Below are 20479 nucleotides of genomic sequence, written 5' to 3' on the forward strand. Positions count from 1 at the left end.
TGCGTTCGCAAGCATACATTTATCGCTATACATATGTTATTCTTAAAGGTATCAATTAATTTTGGAGGCTTTATTTTGACTAATCAACGCGCTACACCAATTAGTAAAAAACTCACGTTCACGCGTAACACTTGGTTCCTTCTACTCGGCATCATCTTCATCGCCTCCACACTTCGGTCGCCCTTAACATCTGTCGGCCCTTTAATCTCTTCCATTCGCGATAGTTTGGGCATTTCGAATGTATTAGCCGGGTTCCTGACGACCATTCCATTGTTGGCATTTGCCATTATTTCGCCATTTACACCGCGGCTGGCACGCCGTTTCGGATTAGAGCGAACCCTATTTGGCTCGCTACTTCTATTAACAGCTGGGATTATTATTCGTTCTCTCGGTACGACTCCAACCTTACTCATAGGAACATTCCTATTAGGGGCTGCAATCGCATTTGGCAATGTGTTATTGCCCAGTTTAATCAAACTCAATTTCCCATTGCAAATGGGGTTAATGACAGGCATTTATTCGGTCGCGATGAACCTATCGGCCTCTACCGCAGCAGGTATTAGCGTGCCGCTTGCCCACGGAACGCCATTCGGCTGGGAAGGTGCACTAGGTATATGGGGCATTTTGACATTCATTGCCGTGCTCGTCTGGCTCCCTCAATTGAAAAACACCAAACGCTCAAGTGCATCTGCAACTTCTACACGTGAATCGCAATCGATTTGGCGCTCCTCATTAGCATGGGCTGTCACCATTTTCATGGGGATCCAGTCCTTAATTTTTTACTCTACTTCAGCCTGGATGCCTGAAGTACTAAAAGCACAAGGGATTAGCGCGGATGGTGCGGGCTGGCTTGTTTCCCTGCTGCAATTTTCTCAAGTACCGTTGATGTTCATCGTTCCAATCCTTGCGGGAAAAGTAAGAGATCAGCGAATCATTGTCGCAGGCGTCGCAGGATTATATTTGATTGGCTATGGTGGCGTACTGTTTGGGTTTACTTCCCTTGCGGCATTATGGATGGTGGTCATTGGGGTAGCGGGTGGAGCGTCCTTTAGCCTTGCAATGATGTTCTTCACGTTACGGACACGGACACCACATGAAGCTGCTGAATTATCTGGCATGGCACAGTCCTTTGGCTACGGACTGGCCGCCATTGGACCTGTATTATTCGGTTTCCTGCACGACGTGACGTCTAGTTGGACGGGTCCAATGCTGATTATTATCATTTCAGCTATCATTATCTTCCTAGCAGGGATGAAAGCCGGGAAAAATGTATTTATCTTGCAGGAGTAATATACAGCAAAAAGAGGTGCCCTATAAGAAGGCACCTCTTTTGCTATCTCAGGCCTGATCTGCTAGCGTTAGTTCAGTAAACAATTTTTCATACTGTTCAAACCACTTTTCCCATTCTTCCTTCCGGGAATTCAATTGTTGCCCTGCAAGCAAGGATTCAATGACAATTAAGCATACATGCCACCCCGCCAAATCTTTCGCAGTTTGTTTAGTGATTGTTGTGAACCGCTCCTGAAATACTACTAAACAGCCATCTTGCACCGGTTGCAATTCAAACCCGACACTGTCACCAAACCAATCAAATGCTAGGACAGAGAACGGCGAGAACTCGAAAATTTCTAGTGTTTCAAATTTCCCGTCCCCCATATCGAACTTCATATATCCGCCTTTCGAGGGTTCCCCGACCTGCAACTCCTGAAACCATTTTTCCAGTTTCCTATTATCCGTCAGCATTGCCCAAACTCGCTCCACAGGTTGCTCGATATGGCGCTCATAACGAGCGATGTACCCTTCCTCTGTTTGTTTAATGTCCGCAATCATTTGAATTCTTCTCCTTCCATCTCAGCAAGCGTAAAAAAGTAACAGCACTCCGAATCAATCTTGTCCCCACCCAAACTTGATTCGTACATACTCTTCCTTAACATTCTAGTTCCAAGACAATTGGGCAATGATCGCTGCCCATCACATACGGGTGAATGGTAGCATCTGTTAGCGAAGATTCCAGTTGTTTAGATGCAATGAAGTAATCGATGCGCCAACCGATATTGCGTTCACGAACTTTGGCCATGTAAGACCACCACGTGTAGGCCCCTTCTTGATCCGGATGAAAATGTCTGAACGTATCGATAAAACCTTCCGCTAATAATGCGGTCATCTTACCTCGCTCTTCGAACGTAAAACCTGAATTGCCGATATTGGATTTCACATTGCGTATATCAATTTCTTCATGTGCAACATTCAAATCACCACATAAAATGACTGGCTTCTTCTGATCCAACGCTACCAAATATGCCCGCATATCTTCTTCCCATTCTAAGCGGAACGGCAAGCGCGCCAAATCTCGTTGGGCGTTTGGTGCATAGACGTTCACCAAGTAAAAATGTTGGAACTCTAATGTCAAAATGCGTCCTTCTACTTCTTCATCTGCATCCCCGACACCATATTTCACAGACAATGGTTGCTCTTTCGTAAAGACCGCTGTTCCAGAGTACCCTTTCTTGACAGCATAATTCCAATACTGATGATACCCTTCTAACTGCAAATCAATTTGCCCTTCTTGCAGCTTCGTTTCCTGGACACAGAAAATATCCGCGTTTACTTCATTAAAATAGTCTAAAAAACCTTTACGAACACACGCACGTAATCCATTAACGTTCCATGATACTAATTTCAATTTATACTGACTCCTTCGCTATCCAATAACTCCAGATTACCAAACAACCCGCGGTCAAACAACAAATTGGTGAGCAACTATTCCACAAATGGCATCATTTCAAATCACGCCTATTAATTTAACCATTTACTTGCATAAAACATTGATAAGAAATGCCCATACCTCCATTTTCACTAAACGATTTCCGGTCCGCTTTCGGCACATGATTCACGACAGCTTTACGGAGGAATCAATTCCTTCGGTGTAAGGGGCAAGTATAACTAGAAATGACTGCGTCATTTCTAGTTATACTCCTTTTCATAATGCTGTTGTGAATCAGTACCTGTCGCGTCCCTCCAATCATTAACTGATAAATACGGTTGCTTGGAAAGGAAAGAAGAGAGGACTTTCTATAGAGAGTGCAAGTGCCGAAGATACAATTTCGGGCACTCTTACCCTTGAACAATGCGTTCCTTCTTTACTTGTAGCAAGGCTTATGCACCTGAATATAGAAAGCCGGGTAGAAAAAGTGAACCCTTTCTACAATAACAATAGAAAACACCATTACAAAGGCTTCAGCGGCCAAAATTGCATCTTTGGCCGCCTCTCTATGTAAAAAGCCAGCAACTCTTTCTTCCCAAAAAGTATTTGCACTTTAGATACTTGAGATTTTGGAGCGCGATGGATGAGCAATCACCAGACGATTATCGAAATTGTTCCATCCAAAGCAATCCGAAAGGAATTGTATACAGTGTGCCTAGTATATAATGTAGTTGTTTTTTTGCTAATCAACAGATGTCATTTCAATTGATCATAATGTTATGCATTCCAACAATGTAAAAAAGAATCATCGCTCTTCTAATGAAGAAACGATGATTCCTTTTCAAATTCACAATTAGTTTTTGTTAAATGCAACTGCAATTTGCGCACCGATCACAGCGTTATTTTTCACTAATGCGATGTTAGCGTCCAAGCTCTTGCCATCTGTCAATTCTTTGACTTTACCAAGCATGAATGGTGTCACGTCTTTACCTGCAATGTTGTTTGCATTGGCTTCGTCTAGTGCTGTTTGAATAATGCCATTGATGAAGCTTTCTTCCATTGCATCTGCTTCTGGGATTGGGTTAGCAATAACTGCGCCACCCTTCAAGCCAAGGTTCCATTTCGCATGCAGCATGTCTGCAACTGTTTCAGCATTATCCGCACGAAGTTGAAGTGGGAACTCGCTCGCACGTGTGTAAAATGCTGGTAATGTATCTGTTCCGTATCCAACAACCGGCACACCTTTTGTTTCTAAATATTCAAGTGTCAAACCGATATCAAGAATTGATTTCGCTCCTGCGCAAATAACAGCAACGTCCGTTTGAGCAAGCTCTTCAAGGTCAGCCGAAATATCCATTGTCGTTTCCGCACCACGGTGAACACCACCAATACCGCCTGTTACGAATACGCGGATACCCGCAAGGTCTGCACAAATCATCGTTGCCGCAACTGTTGTGGCACCCAATTGTTTTGTAGCAATTAGATAACCGATATCACGACGTGAAACTTTCGCAACGCCTTGACTGTTACCGAACATTTCCAGCTCTTCATCAGATAGACCGATTTTGATCATTCCATCGATAATTGCGATTGTTGCAGGCACTGCACCATTATCACGAATAATTTGTTCCACTTCGCGCGCTGTTTTGACGTTTTGTGGGTATGGCATACCGTGTGAAATGATTGTCGATTCAAGTGCGACAACCGGCTTTCCTTGTGCCATTGCTTCTTGTACTTCTGCTGAGTAAGATAGATATTTTTCCATTAATATTCCTCCAATTCGATTGTAAGCTGTGCTTTTGATAATTCTGGACGTACTGTATAGGATGATTCAAGTGTTTTCGCAGCATTAACAAGACCGCAACGAATCGCCTCATCTGTAGTCATGCCTTCTAAATGACCGTGTAAAATCCCTGACACAAATGCATCACCTGCACCTGTTACATCTTCCACTACGACTCCACTCAGGGCCTCGTAGCGTTTCACTTCTCCGCCACGCTTGCCAGCCATAACACCTTTCGCACCGGCTGTTACGACGACATTTTCCGCGCCAGCTTCAAATAACTTCTGCACCGCAAGCTGCCAGTCTTCGTCGCTTTGGATCGATTGACCTGTGTACGTTTCCGCTTCGTCTTGATTGCAGATAAACCATGTGACACCTTCCAGATTATCTGGCATCCGTGCCATTTTAGGCGACGACACTGGGACAATGACGAGCCCTGTACCATGTACTTGCGCACGACTTTTGACGTATTCAACCGTTTCTTTCGGACAGTTTAAATCCATCACCGCTAATGCCGCATTGGCAATCAAACGATCATTGCTTTCGATATACTCCGCCGATAACGCTTCGTAGACATCCATATTGGCCATCGCAATAACAAGCTCACCATCAGGACCGAGGACCGCCGAATAGGAACCTGTAGATTCTCCTGCTAGCAATCCAACTGCTGTGACATCCATATATGGCGCTGACTCCTGCTCAATAAACTGCCAATCTGCATCATTGCCAGCTACTGTTAAGAGTCGAATCGAATGATCGAGCCGCCCAAGGTTATCCGCGATATTACGCGCAACGCCTCCAACCGCAACAGAACTAGCAGTAGGATTCGACGTCCCCAGTTGAGCAGTATCTTTCAAATGAAACTTTCGGTCGACGTTAGCACCACCGATACAGACGACTTCATTGTCTTCTGACAGGATATAAGCTCGTCCTGTGATGACACCACGCTTTGTTAGCCCTGATATAATATTGGCGAGTGCTGGCCGTGACATATTCAACTGATCAGCCATTTCCTGTTGAGTCAAAAATGGATTTTTTCGCAGAAGCATCACAATTGCCGCTTCCTTGTCGTTCACTAACATCCCTCCTCAACGAACTATTGTTTACATTGTAAACAAATGTTTAAAGGATTGCAAGAAAAAACATACAAACACCTTTGATGAAGATAAATGCAACCCCTCTGCACTATTTACCCCATATTCTCCAAACATAGACTACAAAAAACCCGGCAAATGATTCACCAGGTTTTTCTTATTTAGTATGGATACACATGTAAATTATATGCCTGTTGTCCATTTTTCCAGATGTTTCATAAATTTTATGCGCCAGCTTTCTGAAAGCGCATCGACGGCTAGAATCTGTTGAATAGCCTCTATATGACCAAGACTGTGATACATATGTTCATTCGCAAAAGCAACTGTCACTTGCGCCGGGTGCAACAACAGACGCTCGATTGTTGAATCAGGCCCGATGTCGCCTTCTTCTAAGACACGCAAATAAAAGCCTGTATAACCAGAATTTTGAACACGTAGCGTTAAATCTTTCACGTCATGCCGCCCTGAAATTTTATAGCAAGGTCTTCTCGGCTGCGTCACTTCTACGACTGCTTGGCCAATTTGAAAAATATCACCAATATGCACGTCCGATTCCAACATTCCCGTTACGGTTAGATTCTCCCCGAAAGCAACAGACGATAACTTTCGATTCAGCTCTTGTTCCCAATAAGCGTAATGCTCGTATGGATACACACAAACGGCCTTGTCCACACCTCCATGATAGGCTTCCGCCTGTCCATCCCCATCAAAATTCAATTTTGAGAGGTATAGCGGTTCATGAACCGCTTCCTTGTAAAATCCTGTTGTCACCTCTTTACCATTCAATTGTACGACTTTCGGTTTGCCAACATTTAACGATACGATTTTCAAATTTGTCACCTTCTCTTTCCGCGCTCGTATTTACCCAAATATTACTAAACAAAAAATAACTAAACAAGTAATTCTTTTGAGATTTTTCTTTCTTTTTAGAAATATAGTTGTATAATTATTATATTCAGTTATTTAACTTGACTGAGTCAAGTTAAGCCGCCGGCGGATGTCACAGATTTTCAGAGGAGCTTTTCAATCCTGCTCAAAAAATCTGGACACAATTACGCCAAGGCGTAATTGATTTTGAAAGTACAACAAGACGAGGAGAACTGATCAGAATGACAAAATTACCAATCCAAATCAGAATGAGCGAAACAAAAAAAGCAAAACCATTATCAGATGAGCTTGTATTCGGGAGAACCTTCACGGATCATATGTTCATTGCAGACTATACTGAAGGATTGGGCTGGCACGACCACCGAATTGTTCCTTATGAACCCCTTACATTAGATCCTGCAGCCATCATTTTCCATTACGGGCAAACTGTATTTGAAGGACTCAAAGCATATGCCTCCGAAGATGGAGCAATTCGTTTATTCCGTCCTGATGAAAATATGAAGCGCATCAATCTATCGAGTGATAGACTTTGTATGCCACCAGTAAACGAAGAACTAGCGTTAGATGGACTTAAACAACTCATCGAGATTGACAAAGACTGGATTCCTAAATCTGAGGGGACTTCACTTTATATTCGTCCATTTATTATTGCAACAGAGCCTTTTCTCGGTGTTGCTCCTTCCAGTAAGTATCGATTCATCATTATCCTATCACCGGTAGGATCGTACTACAAAGAGGGCATCCATCCTGTTAAAATTCTTGTCGAAAATCAATTCGTGCGTGCTGTTGCAGGCGGAACTGGGACTGCAAAAACGGCTGGTAACTATGCCGCTGCTTTAAAAGCGCAAGAAGTTGCTGATGCAGAAGGCTATTCACAAGTTCTATGGTTAGATGGCGTAGAGAAAAAATATGTAGAAGAAGTAGGTAGTATGAACATCTTCTTTAAAATCAATGGAGAAGTTGTCACACCAGCACTTAACGGTAGTATTTTAGATGGCATTACACGAAAATCTATTCTTCAATTGCTACGCCATTGGAATGTGCCTGTCAACGAACGTAAAATTTCAATGGAAGAAATTCAAACAGCACATGTGAACGGCCAGCTAGAAGAAGTATTTGGTACTGGAACAGCAGCTGTTATCTCTCCTGTAGGCGAACTAAACTGGAATGGCACAAAGATGGTTGTCAACAATGGTGAAACAGGCACGCTATCACAAAAATTATATGACACGCTAACCGGGATTCAAACCGGAAAAATCGAAGATCCATTCGGCTGGGTCATTAAAGTGACAGAAGACGTAAAAACAAACGCATAAATAGAAAAGACACAACCGGTTACAATTGGTTGTGTCTTTTCATGTATATAAACTGAACAAAAGAATTTTCCTAACAACGCCCGGCTTCAGCTACCGCTTATAAGGCGCCTTCACTGGAGATTAGGTAAATCATAAATTCAATCTATCTACACTATTTTATCTTCAGTACCTTCGTCCATTACACAGACAATAACGCCGCATCGCTTGTTAATTTTTCGCCGCGAATACGTTGGAAGGCCTCCATCAGCTTTTCAATGGTTAAATGTTGCTTTTCCTCTGCTCCGACTTCCAAAATGATTTGTCCTTTGTCCATCATAATGAGCCTATTTCCTAAATCCAGGGCCTGTTGCATATTATGTGTAACCATGAGCGTCGTCAATTGATCCTTATCAACGAGTTCTTTCGTTAGCTCAGTTATCAATGCCGCTCTGGATGGGTCCAAGGCCGCCGTATGCTCGTCTAGCAAGAGTATTGAGGGCTGCGTGAAGGTTGCCATTAGCAACGAGAGTGCTTGACGCTCTCCCCCTGACAACATCCCGACTTTCGCATTGATACGGTTTTCCAAATTCAAGTGCAATGTTTCCAATGATGTACGGAATAGCTCTCGACGTTTCTTATCGACGCCCCTGCGTAAACCACGTGTTTTATTGCGTGAATACGCCATCGCTAAGTTTTCCTCGATGGTCATCGCAGGCGCCGTCCCCGCCATTGGATCTTGGAATACACGCCCAATCATTTTGGAGCGTTTGTATTCTGGCAATCTTGTCACATTTTCACCAGCAATCATAATATTGCCGAAATCAGGTGTTAATGCTCCGGAAATCATATTCATCACTGTCGATTTGCCGGCACCGTTACTGCCGATAACCGTCACAAAATCACCTGGTTGTAGATGGAGGTTAATTTGATCAAGTGCGATCTTTTCATCGGGAGTGGCCTCATTAAATACTTTATTAATCTGTTCGAGCTTCAACAATGCCAGTCCCTCCTTTACCTTGCTTGTGACTCATAGCCAAGCGTTCCGAATGCCGTTTCGCTTTGCGATTTTTTTCGCGGCGCTTGTCAATATACTGCGGCAAAATAAGTGCAGCAATCACAATGACAGCCGTGATAAGCTTCATATCGCCCGTATCGAGCAAATCAATACGAAGTGCGAGCCCTAGTACAATTCGATAAATAATGGCACCAGCAATGACAGCAAGCGTTGTACGCACAATCGTTTTCGTACCGAATATGGCTTCCCCGATAATGACAGATGCTAATCCGATAATGATCATCCCGATGCCCATCCCAATATCAGAGAACTTCGAGTACTGGGCAATCAAAGCACCTGAGAAAGCCACAAGCCCATTTGAAATACCGAGCCCTAAAATAACAAGTGTATCTGTATTCGCGGAAAAACTGCGAATCATTTTTTTGTTGTCACCTGTCGCTCGAATTGCTAAGCCGACTTCTGTTTTCAAGAACCAATCCACGACGAACTTGATGAGTAGCGTTGCGATTAGCATCAAGAACAATGTGCCCCATGTCGAGGGCAAGTATTGGACGCCAAGCATGCTAAAGAATTGATTGATAGCGTCATCGATGCCGAGCGTACTCCAGAATGCTTGGAATTTACTGAAAATCGTTTCAGCGTTTAATAATGGAATATTTGGCCGACCAACCGATGTTTCTGATGTCAAACCCATGATGCGTAAGTTGATAGAGTACAGAGCAATCATCATCAAAATTCCAGACAGCAGTGGATTGATTTTACCCTTCGTATGTAAAAGACCTGTTAGACAGCCTGCAACGAAGCCAATAACAATGGCAACTGCCGTCGCAGCCAATGGGTGATACCCAAACACAATCATCGTAGCAGCAACCGCTGCACCCGTTACAAAACTACCATCCACCGTTAAATCCGGAAAATCCAACACTCGGAATGTAAGATACACTCCGAGTGCCATGATTGCATAGATGATCCCCTGCTCAACTGAGCCAAATACAGCTGAAAACATGCCCAATCATCTCCTATTTTATTCGCTTAATTCAGCGTTCCACTCTTCTTTAATCTCTAATTCGAGTGCATCTGCTGTTGCTTTGTTCATAACCAGTTTCAAGTTTTGTGGAACTTGAACAGGTAAATCCGCTGGTATAGCTTCGCCTTTTAGAATTTTGACAGCCATTTGACCTGCTTCGTAGCCGATATCATAGAATTCAAAACCATAAGCGCCCAAACCGCCACGTTGAACGGAGTCAAACTCACCAACCATCATCGGAATTTTGTTATCGTTTGCTACAGCTACAACTGTCTCGAGTGCTGAAACAACTGTGTTATCTGTAATAATGTAAAATGCATCTGCTTTGCCAATCAATGATTCTGCCGCTTGCTTCACATCTGCAGAAGTCGCAACTGGTGCCTCAACAACGGTCATATCCATATCTTTTAGCATTTCTTTCACTGCATCTACTTGAGAACGTGAGTTTGCCTCACCCGCATTAAAGATCATGCCAACATTTTTCGCACCTAATTCTTCTTTGATGAACTTCATCGTGTTCGGAATTGCTTCTGGATGGTTATCAATTGTCCCTGTCACATTACCGCCAGGGCTTTCCATTGATGCAACCAATTCAGCACCTACTGCATCTGTTACCGATGTAAAGACAATTGGAATGTCTTGTGTGACACTCGCAACCGCTTGTGCACTTGGTGTCGAGTTAGCAAAGATTAAATCGACGCCTGCACCTACAAGGTTATTGGCAATCGTCGTATTCGCACTGTTATCATTTTGTGCATTTTGTACATCATATTCTACATCTAGCCCCGCATCTTCTAACGCCTTTTTAAAGCCATCATAAGCAGCGTTTAACGAAGGGTGCTCAACAATTTGCGTTACACCAATTTTATACGTTTTTGTTTCTTCACTCGCACTCTTATCCGGCTTTTTCTCGCCCTCTGCTGCGCCTGGGCTTTTTTCAGTTTCTCCTTTGCCACATGCGGCAAGAACAAGAACAATGCTGAATAATGCGACTGCATACATGAACCAACTTTTCTTCATTTTTCCGCCCCCTTATTTCGTTATTGCCAATTTTCTTTATCTACAATTAATAGCAATAATTATTCGTAATCGTACACTGTTCGTGCATGTTAGTCAATAAGTTTTAAATGTTCGGAAGATTAAATTGCTTCCATTTCTATTTTCCAATCATTTTTGACACATTATTTCTACAGTTCCAGATTGCTTGTAATATGAAAAAAAAAGAAAAAACACACTACCTCATTTCAAGGATAGTGTGTAAAGTGGGGGTGTTTAATCGTTTCCAATGGCCTTTGACACTTCATACAATGTCAAATCGATATCGCAAGCTACTCCGAGTGCTAGATGAGCAAGTTGTTTACCTAAAAACGGGCCGACCGTTAAGCCCGATGCACCGAGGCCATTGGCAAGCAACACTCCTTTGACGCCTGGTACTTCACCAATTACGGGCAAAAAATCTGCTGTGAATGGACGGAAGCCGACGCGAACTTCGACAAGAGCACCGTCACGTAACCCTGGCGCAATCGTTAATGCTTTATGCAAGACTTCGTGTAAACCGCCTGCGGTCACACGTTGGTCGAACTGTGTATCATTTTCGTGGGTTGCGCCAACTACAACTCGCCCATCTTCAAACGGTACAATGTACTGATCCGTTGGCGGCATAACTACCGGCCAATCGCCCGTTTCCTGTTGCTCAAGCTGTAGATGGACAATTTGCGCTTTTTGACCAGCTACTTGCAAATCGATGCCAAGCGGTTTTAACAATTCCCCTGCCCAAGCCCCCGCCGTAATGAGCACTTGATCCGCCTGCAGCTCTGTATCCCCCACGTAGACACCCGTTACCTCGCCATCTCTATGTTTCAATTTCGCTGAACCATCGACAAATTGTGCTCCATGCTTTTTGGCTGCATGTTCAAGTGCCTGTCGTAAAGCATGTCCATTGACACGTGCCGCTCCACTGACATGGACCGCTCCATAATCTTCCGCCAATGGTGGACATAAAGCTGATGTTTCGACAGGCGTAAGTTGACGAATCGACCCAATTTCTGGTGCCAGCTCACGCCTTTGTGTCGCTCGTTCTTCCATCTTGCTTAATCTCAATGCATCCGTATGCAAGCTGATGGCCCCGACTTGCCGATAGCCTGTCTCTAGCTCTCCATCTTGCTCTAATTGGCGTATCAATGAAGCATAGTACGCCGCTCCCCCTTTGGCGAGCGCATACCAAGCCTTATTGCGCCGCTGAGACAACCACGGGCAAATGATCCCAGCTGCTGCGTCTGTCGCACGCCCTTGATCCTGCCTGTCCACTACCGTGACCGCCTCCCCTGCTTTCGCCAAATGGTACGCTGTCGACACCCCTAAAATCCCTGCACCAATTATGATATATCTCGTCATACTAACACCCATTTCAATATAATCATCTTCTATATAGGTTGAACTTATGATTTTCATCTACTATCCAGCAAAGGCGCCTTACACGCAGTTGCCGAGCTGTGTTAGTGGAATTCTTTAGTTCAATTTATATATTGATAGTACACGGATTTATGAAACGTATCAAAGTTCAAGGTTCATGAAATAATCCCTTGATATCTATTTAGTAAATCATCTAAGTCTTGACTATGTGCTACAACTTCTGGATGTGTGTAACCAAATTCCTTCGCCTTTACATACATCATTTTTCGCTTGTAAGTAATCCGAACAGACAACATTCTTTTCCTTAATTCCTTTTTCACAACTTCTCCTCCAAATAATTTTCTTACTTCCATCTGAAGATGATGGTCTTGATAGCCAAGAAGCAACTTTCCCATCGTACAATAAATCTTTTGAAAAAGTTGTCGATTAGTGGAAACTTTATACATGTTCATAAATTTGTCATAATTAGATGTTCTACAAGGCGGATTCATTGACTTCCACATCAGTCACAAATCAATTGCGAGGCTATAAAATGCGCTTAAGGTATGCATATGCAAGAACAATTGGGTAGTATAAGGGATATAGAGTACTGATCGAAAGGGGGATTTACCATCATTCAAACAATTGCCTTATCCAAGGACAATGAGCTGCTGTTTGATGTACCACTCACAGCCATTAAGGAGCAAAACTTCCAATGGTACTGGGTTGATTTTGAACAACCTACTAAGGAAGAAGAACAATTGCTAAATTCTTTCTTCCAGTTTCACGCATTGGCGATTGAAGACAGCTTATATCGTCTTCAAAGGCCCAAAATGGATTATTATGAGGACTTTACATTTTTTGTCCTGCATTCCATTTGCCATGAAAATTTAAAACCTGAAGAACTAACAATGTTCATCGGCACGAACTTTGTCGTAACGTTTCATTATACAAAGCTACGGGAATTAGAAATGGCACGAGATCGCATCATCCAAAACCCGCGCAAGTGGACGCAAGGGCATATGTTCGTTGCTTACCAAATTATCGATAAAATTGTCGATGATTATTTTCCAATCCTCTACAAAATCGAGGACAATTTGAATGAAATCGAAGACACACTCTCACCAACTACCGTCCATCTTTCCATGGATTCCGTCTTTGCTGTACGAACAGACTTATTGCGATTAAGGCGAACCATCACCCCGATGCGCGAATTATTGTACCGCATGCTCGCCTCAGAAAAATTAGGATTTTCGACCAATGAACGTGCCTACTTTGGCGATATTCATGACCATTTAGTACGTCTAGCGGAAATATTGGAATCCAATCGGGAATTAACTGCGGACATTCGTGATAGCCAATTATCCATTAACTCCAATCAGATGAATCGCATAATGATGACGCTCACCATTATTTCTTCTGTCTTCATTCCACTGACATTTATCGCCGGTTTATATGGCATGAATTTTGTCTTTATGCCTGAACTCCAATGGCGTTACGGCTATCTAGTCGTCTTAGTTGTTATGCTCGTGATTGGGGTTTCCATGCTGCTTTGGTTTAAAAAGAAAGGCTGGCTACAGCTTTATAAATCCTGAAACGCACGTATAAAAACTCCGACAATGAATGCATCGGAGTTTTTATACGTGGGCATCTTTTAATGATCATCAGGGAAGAGTCGGCGTACGGTATCCGAAAATTCTTCAAAGAATCCTTCTACCGGCTCACCTGCTCTGATCTTGTCTCCGTAATCCGTTAGTTGTTTAGCGACGTCTGGATTCAACGAGACATAGACATTGTTAATGTTGGCATTTGCAGCTCGCACTTCTTCTGCAATTTTGTTCTCAACTTGCTCGGTTCCTTCCTGTCCTTCTTTCAACACAACACCCACATAGGCGTTGTCACTCGTTACAAGGACATTGGCGCTTTCTACTTCATCCAGCTTCAGAATGTTCGTCACGGCGTCGTCCGCCACTTCAAGCTTAGACTCGTGCGTCGTATTCGTATCCTTGTCGACTACATGATCTTGGGGTTGCTCTGTCACCGTACCCGTCGCATCTTTTTCTACGGCATCCTCTTTTACATCCTTATCTCGATTCATGCCACAGCCCATCAACGATAAAATCAGTAGAAGAGCTGCTGGAACGAGTAAAATTTTCTTCATTGTCATTCCTCCTAGAATGTCTTTCCGCTAGTAGTATGACCGAATGTTTGCTTTTTATGCTTAGCAGACGGAAAAAATACCAAGTCACGAAACAATGCGTACTTGTTTCGTGACTTAGTATAGACGTCTTTATTTCGAGTTTTCCGTCAACCAATTTGCAATAAGCGGATACGTTTCTTGAACCGCTTTACGCCCCACTACAACGGATACATGACCCGTATCCATCAAGTGGAACGTCTTGTTTTTACTTGAAATTGCTGCATTGAGCGGCTCCACTTGTTTTGGTGCCGCAATATTATCACGCTTTGCCGCGATATTTAAGACATTCGCCTGAATAACACTTAACTGTACTTTACGTCCTCTAATCATGAGTTCATCGTTCAGTAATTTATTTTCCTGATAAAACTCACCAATCCACTGCCGATAGGCTTCGCCTGGAAAAGGAATGCCGTCATTCAACCATTTCTGCATCAGTTTCCAGTTTTCAACGAATGCTTCATTATCGACTCGATCCATTAATCCAATGTACGGTCCGTACGTATTCGAAATAGGGCTCAATAGCTTATTGCCAAAATCAATCATTTCAAATGGCACTAAACCGACTGTATCGACCAGTTTATCAAGGTTAAAATAGCGTTTATCTAGCCAATTCGAATAGAGACCTGCATCTGAAAAGTCAAAAGGACTCGTCATAAAGATGAGGTTTCGAATCGGCAGTTCTGGATGTAGCGCTGCAAAAATCGAGGTCATCGTACCACCCATACAATACCCTAGCAAACTGATTTCCTTAGCATCCGATGCACGCAACACCTTTTTCACTGCACGTGGCATATAATCCAAAATATAATCATCCAGTTTCATATGCCGATCCTCAAAGCCCGGTGTCCCCCAATCCAGTAAATAGACGTCATGCCCCTCGTTCGTCAAATACTCAATCAAACTGCTACCCGGCGTTAAATCTAAAATATACGGCTTATTAATAAGCGCATAAATCATGAGAATAGGTACCTTATTCGTTTTCTTGAGTGTTGTTTGATAACGATACAATTTCGCCTTATTCTTCGTCCAGATGACTTCCTTGGGCGTCTGACCAACTTTCGGTTCAGGCTCAACTGTCAGCACATCCGATACCCGTTTAAACCGTTCATAGCTGCTTTTGAGCTCCTCCGGCATGCCATCCATCCACTTATCCCATTCCTGTACGCTTGAGTAAACCATTTTTCTCCCCCAATTCCCTTACATGTATAAACCACCATTGACGTTAATGGTTTGACCCGTAATATAATTTGCTTTCGTCAGATACAGTACGGCTTCCGCCACTTCGTCCGTTTGCCCTAGACGCTTCATCGGAATTTTTGACACGATGGAATCTTTCACCGCATCCGGCATTGCTGCAACCATTTCCGTTTCAATAAACCCTGGGCAGATCGCATTGACCGTTATCCCACTTTTAGCCGTCTCCAACGCCAATGATTTTGTAAATCCAATCATTCCCGCTTTAGAAGCAGCATAATTCGTTTGACCAAATCCGCCCGCCTGACCGATGATTGAGCTAATATTAATAATGCGACCGGATTTTTGTTCCAGCATATGTTCAATTACTGCTGAAGTCGTTGTAAAAACACTATTCAGATTGACATTGATCACTTCATTCCACTCCGATTCAGACAGTTTGCGGAATGTGCGATCTCGTGTGATACCCGCATTATTGACAAGGATATCAATCTTTCCATAGCGATTTTTCACGTCCTCGATTAACCTATTGACGTCTTGTGAATCAGCTATATTCGCTTGAATCGCGTACGAGCTACCGCCGTTCTTTTCAATTTCTTCGACAACGGCATCCGCACACTCCATGTTGGATTGATAATTGATGACGACCTGTGCACCTTGCTCGGCCAACGCTTTAGCGATTGCAGCGCCAATCCCACGTGATCCACCTGTTACAACGGCAACTTTGCCGGCAAGCGGTTTTTGGATACTCTTTTCTTCCAATATCTCCATCGTAGTCATTGTCATCGTCATCCTCTATCCACTCCCAATCATCTATTTTCCATACACAAACTTACTTGCAAAGCATTACTGCTTTTCTTTCGCCGAAGGCCCTGGCTTTGTCGTGAGTTCTTCCAGCATTTCCAGTACCTTTTCTACTTTCTTATCTATATGTGTAACGGCCTTTTTAAGCTGGCCGATTTCTTTACCCAGTTCATTTTTCAGCGTGTCTTCTTCGATTTTCTCTTCCAAATCATCCACTTTGCCCTCTAAATTCACGATAAGGGAAGCAACGCTAGCAATTTCCCCTCTCGTTGGCATATTGACTTGTTTCAAATAGGCTTCCGTCATTTTGGTTACAAGCTCTTGGTACTGCAAGTTATTCGTTAAGGTCTGGCCCATCCCCTCCGAGAAAGACTCCTTTTTCAGCGTTTCTTGAATGACTTCACCCCAAGTTGCTTCCGTTCGTTCATAAATGTCTTTCCACATCGTAAATGGATCAAACAGCTTTGTTTGCGACAATCGAATTCATCTCCTTCACAACATTTCTGAAACCTTCTTAAGTGTACCTGCGCCCCATTTGTTATGAAATAAATAGAAAGAACCATATTTCCACCAATTACCAACACGTTATTATACGAGTCGACAGAGGTAATTCTAATATTACAAATTATTATTTTTATCGCATTTGACACTTCGAACAGATAGGTGTAAATTACATGTATAAGTATTTAACAAGTAAGGTGAGTGATGAGGTATGAGTACGCAGCAAGAAGAACCTAAACATAGTAAAGGGGCTAATTTAGGCGCTCCGAAAAACTTTTTAATACCGATTACGTTGTTACATTTACGGGATTTGAATGCCCATGGCTATGAATTGATGGAGAAAATCACACAATTCGGCGTCGAATCCATCGATCAAGGCAATTTCTATCGGATTCTTCGCCAGCTTGAAAAAGATGCACTGGTGACATCCGTTTGGGATACGACAACGGGTGGACCTGCAAAACGTATTTATTCCATAACAGCAGCTGGTGAGCAGTACTTAGAACTATGGGCCGGTTCTCTCAGTTACTATCAAAAAATGCTCGATCAATTTTTCACATTGTACAATCCGTTTTATGCCGCTTTTAAAACGACGGCTAAAGAACAAGAAGAGAACAACTAAACAACGGGATTTATGCAAAACATTGCATGCCATAAATCATCAATACATGCTGGACCCATTTAAAAGGAGGAGTTAATTTGGCGACTAACAAAGGGAAACAAGCAGAAACACATAACGGCGGGGGGGTATGGTGGGACGGTTGGTTAAACAGTGTGCAAACCATGGAAGGTCTTCAACAGGAGATGGAGAACCAGTCATTGCACATGTTTGATCATCAAAAGACGTTGCTGCAATCATCACGTAAGGCCTTGTCCAACTTGGAAAAGGCATCTTCTACAGTTGCTGAGGTCGTACAACCTTACAGCGAACTAGACAAGATGAAAGATATCCATGATCAAGTACAGGCCTTTTCATGGAATTCAGGTCATGCCCTTCTCGATTTGTTTGCTCAATCACAACAACAAATGACAGACACTATGCAAGAAACACTCGTCTTACAACAAAAAGGACGCACGGAAGCACTGAAAACACTAGAAACGATTACAGCGCAAATCAAGGACTTCCAAAAAGGGCTTTTGGTAGCCCAATAAATATTTGGTAGATCATTAAAAAAGAGGTTTAACTCTATTCCACATGGGGTAGAAATAGAGTACAAGGCGGAACTACCGAAAGAAGACATTTATAGACGAGCTACCTGCAAATGACTTCCGACGTTGAAATGCACAGCCTTGGCGGAAAATTTCTTTACTGGCGATAGGTACACTCGTCGGGAACCGAGCAAGTGAGGTTCAGTTCACCATTTAGTACATCAAGCAAGTAAGTCGTAAATTTTTTGTGGAAGTGCAACTTGAAGACTGACTGCACATGGAGAAGATCACGAAGGTTTCATTGTGACGATCCAGCCCAAATATGGCTTCGCAGTTCAGCCACATCAACTGCATTGACGAGCGTTCCCTTTTCGTCAGGTAGTATACAACAGCACGTATGTAAGAATGAAATAACGTTACCATTTTCCGCGTGCTCCCTTTGCTATAGAATAGAAGGGAACGAAAAAGCATGGTCCTTCGTAAAGGAGCATGCTTTTTTCCTGTTTGTACAATCCTTACGGTAAAAATAACAGCGTTGACGTGATTTTTTGAATATGCTCCTCATCTGCCCATAAAATGAAATAATTGAAGGGGCGACCAGCGATGGTCATAGGACTTGGATAACGTGCAATGAAAGCCGCCTGCCCTTTCCTATTTGCAGGTTGATCCGCCGAAGGGTAAATGGTGCATGTCTGCTCGTAAGCATTTTGCGACTTAATTATACGAGGTGCCGAACCGTAGGGCATAGATGGTTGGGTGGCCTCGGCATGGCAAACTTCATCCATATTGTCTGATCCAAATAGGGCTGAAATCTGAAAAAAGCCGTCACTGCCCTCGTAGCGTGTATCTGTCACGCGTACCCAGCTCGCTGGATATTGGAAGCTAACACCAAATACTTCGCTTGTAAATTGTTGTTGAGCTAAATCCATAACGGCCGCTGGCGACCACTGTAAGGCGACAATGTTCTCTCCTTCCAGTAATCGAATCGGAGCGGGATGATGCAAATCAACGATCCATAGCTCATTGGCAGATTGCTGTTCCCGACATCCTGATAGATAAGCGAGTTTTTTGCCTTCTGGCGACCAAGAAACAGGCGTCGAAAAACAATTCGACAATGCCCAAGTGTGATCATGCTCTCCCTTCCGTTCAACCGTTCGAATTTGTGAAAAATAGCCTCGATCTTCAAAGGCCGTTGCACTATAACCGATTTGCTGGGAATCTGGCGACCAAATAGGAAAATAATTTTTGGCAAGCGGACCGCCTTTTATCATCGAAACCTGCCCTGTTGACAGCTCTATTGTGTAAATAAGCGAAATACTTGCCCCAGGCGTTGTGTACAAAGCAAAAGTACCATCGGGCGAAAGGCGGGCATTTTGCAGCGCACCTTCTGTATTCTTAGTCAATTGCTTCCTTTTCGCACCATCCGTTTCAATCCGAAACAATTGGCTTGTTCCAGATGCGTCCGGTGCTTGAAATAATAATTCCGTACCACTCGGAAACCAGCCAACATCCGTCGCATGGGGCTGAACAATGCTTTCTGCCGCATGAAGCGTTGCATTATACAGCATAATATTCCCTCGAGCTGTATACGCTAATCGCACACTATCCGGTGACCAATCAAGACGAAAATCTCCCCCCTCATCCAACTGATCGACGCCGGCAACGAGCCCCGTATCAACATAAATAACATAAACAATCCGATTCTTTCCTACAAAAGCGATACGATTGCTATCGGGCGACCATACCGGCGTTGAAATAGTGTCTCCCAAACCAGTTGTTAACTGTTTCCGTTCACCATTGCGCAAATTAACGGTCCAAATATCAAACTGTCCGCCTCGATTTGACGTATAGGCAATAAAACCATCATCGCCTGAAAAAGCATAAGGTATGGTTAACTTCATCCCCGGCTGAATAGTCATCGAGGGCAGCGCATTCACTTGTTGGATTCGTTCAGGATTAGCCTGCCCTCCCGCCATTACATTAAAACGTTGGGCAAGCTTTTGCAGTGTATCGCCCGCCTGTACTGTATAATAAGGAACACCAGGCGGTATGTTAAGCAACTGACCAACTTGCAAACGATACGGTGGCTGTAAATGGTTGGCTTCAACAATGACAGCAAGCGGCACACCATACGTATGAGCAATTTGATACACGGAATCACCCGACTGCACCCGATACAGGTTGACACCTGGCGGAATAGACAATTGTTGTCCGCTTACGAGTGAATAAGGTGCCTCCAGCTGATTGGCCGCAATGAGTGATTGAACCGGCAATCCCCAACGTTGTGCAATGTGACTCACGGTATCACCAGGACGAACCCTATAAAAAAATTGCATGTCGAACACATCCTTTCAAGATGAAAGTCTAAATGATAAAGATACCTATTTCAGCAAAGCAAGACCTATTCCCGCCTCTGTCCATACCTATGTTATTC

At 43.4% G+C, this 20479-nt stretch carries 20 protein-coding genes; 5 read left to right on the plus strand and 15 right to left on the minus strand.

Going from position 1 to position 20479, the window contains the following annotated elements:
• The first annotated feature begins 75 nt into the window (after window positions 1-75).
• Complete coding sequence (locus MKY34_RS17255; protein WP_342512350.1) at window positions 76-1290, plus strand: MFS transporter; 1215 nt, start codon at window positions 76-78, stop codon at window positions 1288-1290.
• 48 nt (window positions 1291-1338) lie between these two features.
• On the opposite strand, the gene MKY34_RS17260 is transcribed toward MKY34_RS17255, so the two are convergent.
• From MKY34_RS17260 to MKY34_RS17280, 5 genes are all read right to left on the minus strand, one after another.
• Entirely contained in the window at window positions 1339-1830 is a 492-nt protein-coding gene (locus tag MKY34_RS17260) for an SRPBCC family protein (RefSeq protein ID WP_342512351.1), read from the minus strand.
• Window positions 1831-1927: 97 nt separating this feature from the next.
• Complete coding sequence (locus MKY34_RS17265) at window positions 1928-2683, minus strand: exodeoxyribonuclease III (RefSeq protein ID WP_342512352.1); 756 nt, start codon at window positions 2681-2683, stop codon at window positions 1928-1930.
• A gap of 874 nt (window positions 2684-3557) precedes the next feature.
• Window positions 3558-4469: a pseudouridine-5'-phosphate glycosidase gene (locus tag MKY34_RS17270; RefSeq protein ID WP_342512353.1), complete on the minus strand. Its 912-nt coding sequence runs from the start codon at window positions 4467-4469 to the stop codon at window positions 3558-3560.
• The gene (locus tag MKY34_RS17275; protein ID WP_342512354.1) at window positions 4469-5569 is read right to left on the minus strand and encodes a PfkB family carbohydrate kinase; all 1101 of its coding nucleotides are present in this window, start codon (window positions 5567-5569) and stop codon (window positions 4469-4471) included. Before MKY34_RS17275 ends, MKY34_RS17270 begins: the two co-directional genes overlap by 1 nt.
• A gap of 195 nt (window positions 5570-5764) precedes the next feature.
• Entirely contained in the window at window positions 5765-6421 is a 657-nt protein-coding gene (locus MKY34_RS17280) for an MOSC domain-containing protein (protein ID WP_342512355.1), read from the minus strand.
• A 269-nt stretch (window positions 6422-6690) separates the two neighbouring features.
• Here MKY34_RS17280 and MKY34_RS17285 point away from each other — a divergent pair, with 269 nt between their 5' ends.
• Window positions 6691-7785, plus strand: a complete 1095-nt coding sequence (locus MKY34_RS17285) for a branched-chain amino acid aminotransferase (RefSeq protein WP_342512356.1) — start codon at window positions 6691-6693, stop codon at window positions 7783-7785.
• Between the two features lie 178 nt (window positions 7786-7963).
• Here MKY34_RS17285 and MKY34_RS17290 read toward each other — a convergent pair whose 3' ends face one another.
• The 5 genes from MKY34_RS17290 to MKY34_RS17310 form a co-directional block, all read right to left on the minus strand.
• Window positions 7964-8761, minus strand: coding sequence for an ABC transporter ATP-binding protein (locus MKY34_RS17290; protein WP_342512357.1), 798 nt, complete (start codon window positions 8759-8761; stop codon window positions 7964-7966).
• Complete coding sequence (locus MKY34_RS17295) at window positions 8739-9785, minus strand: ABC transporter permease (protein ID WP_342512358.1); 1047 nt, start codon at window positions 9783-9785, stop codon at window positions 8739-8741. The genes MKY34_RS17290 and MKY34_RS17295 overlap by 23 nt, the downstream gene beginning before the upstream one ends.
• A gap of 18 nt (window positions 9786-9803) precedes the next feature.
• Complete coding sequence (locus tag MKY34_RS17300; RefSeq protein ID WP_342512359.1) at window positions 9804-10826, minus strand: ABC transporter substrate-binding protein; 1023 nt, start codon at window positions 10824-10826, stop codon at window positions 9804-9806.
• 252 nt (window positions 10827-11078) lie between these two features.
• Window positions 11079-12200, minus strand: a complete 1122-nt coding sequence (locus tag MKY34_RS17305) for an FAD-binding oxidoreductase (protein ID WP_342515293.1) — start codon at window positions 12198-12200, stop codon at window positions 11079-11081.
• A gap of 173 nt (window positions 12201-12373) precedes the next feature.
• Window positions 12374-12514: an aspartyl-phosphate phosphatase Spo0E family protein gene (locus tag MKY34_RS17310; RefSeq protein WP_342515294.1), complete on the minus strand. Its 141-nt coding sequence runs from the start codon at window positions 12512-12514 to the stop codon at window positions 12374-12376.
• Between the two features lie 315 nt (window positions 12515-12829).
• Between MKY34_RS17310 and corA the strand changes: the two genes are divergently transcribed.
• The gene (gene corA, locus MKY34_RS17315) at window positions 12830-13792 is read left to right on the plus strand and encodes a magnesium/cobalt transporter CorA (protein WP_342515295.1); all 963 of its coding nucleotides are present in this window, start codon (window positions 12830-12832) and stop codon (window positions 13790-13792) included.
• A gap of 59 nt (window positions 13793-13851) precedes the next feature.
• Here the strand turns inward: corA and MKY34_RS17320 are convergent, their stop codons facing one another.
• The 4 genes from MKY34_RS17320 to MKY34_RS17335 all read right to left on the minus strand — a co-directional run bounded on the left by MKY34_RS17320 (window position 13852) and on the right by MKY34_RS17335 (window position 16872).
• Window positions 13852-14358 (minus strand): YhcN/YlaJ family sporulation lipoprotein, encoded by a 507-nt coding sequence (locus MKY34_RS17320; RefSeq protein ID WP_342512360.1) that lies wholly within the window; start codon window positions 14356-14358, stop codon window positions 13852-13854.
• A 129-nt stretch (window positions 14359-14487) separates the two neighbouring features.
• Window positions 14488-15576 (minus strand): class III poly(R)-hydroxyalkanoic acid synthase subunit PhaC, encoded by a 1089-nt coding sequence (phaC, locus tag MKY34_RS17325; RefSeq protein WP_342512361.1) that lies wholly within the window; start codon window positions 15574-15576, stop codon window positions 14488-14490.
• Window positions 15577-15594: 18 nt separating this feature from the next.
• Window positions 15595-16377, minus strand: coding sequence for a 3-oxoacyl-[acyl-carrier-protein] reductase (gene fabG / locus MKY34_RS17330; protein ID WP_342515296.1), 783 nt, complete (start codon window positions 16375-16377; stop codon window positions 15595-15597).
• Window positions 16378-16437: 60 nt separating this feature from the next.
• The gene (locus MKY34_RS17335; RefSeq protein WP_342512362.1) at window positions 16438-16872 is read right to left on the minus strand and encodes a polyhydroxyalkanoate biosynthesis repressor PhaR; all 435 of its coding nucleotides are present in this window, start codon (window positions 16870-16872) and stop codon (window positions 16438-16440) included.
• A 235-nt stretch (window positions 16873-17107) separates the two neighbouring features.
• Between MKY34_RS17335 and phaQ the strand changes: the two genes are divergently transcribed.
• Window positions 17108-17518 carry a poly-beta-hydroxybutyrate-responsive repressor gene (phaQ, locus tag MKY34_RS17340; RefSeq protein ID WP_342512363.1) on the plus strand — a complete coding sequence of 137 codons (411 nt, stop codon included), beginning with the start codon at window positions 17108-17110 and terminating at the stop codon, window positions 17516-17518.
• Window positions 17519-17595: 77 nt separating this feature from the next.
• Window positions 17596-18048, plus strand: a complete 453-nt coding sequence (locus MKY34_RS17345) for a hypothetical protein (protein WP_342512364.1) — start codon at window positions 17596-17598, stop codon at window positions 18046-18048.
• A gap of 512 nt (window positions 18049-18560) precedes the next feature.
• Here the strand turns inward: MKY34_RS17345 and MKY34_RS17350 are convergent.
• A complete protein-coding gene (locus MKY34_RS17350) occupies window positions 18561-20381 on the minus strand; it encodes a LysM peptidoglycan-binding domain-containing protein (protein ID WP_342512365.1) in 1821 nt (606 codons plus the stop codon).
• Between the last annotated feature and the right edge of the window lie 98 nt (window positions 20382-20479).

It is taken from the genome of Sporosarcina sp. FSL K6-1522, from assembly GCF_038622445.1.
In the GTDB taxonomy this organism is placed as follows: Bacteria; Bacillota; Bacilli; order Bacillales_A; family Planococcaceae; genus Sporosarcina.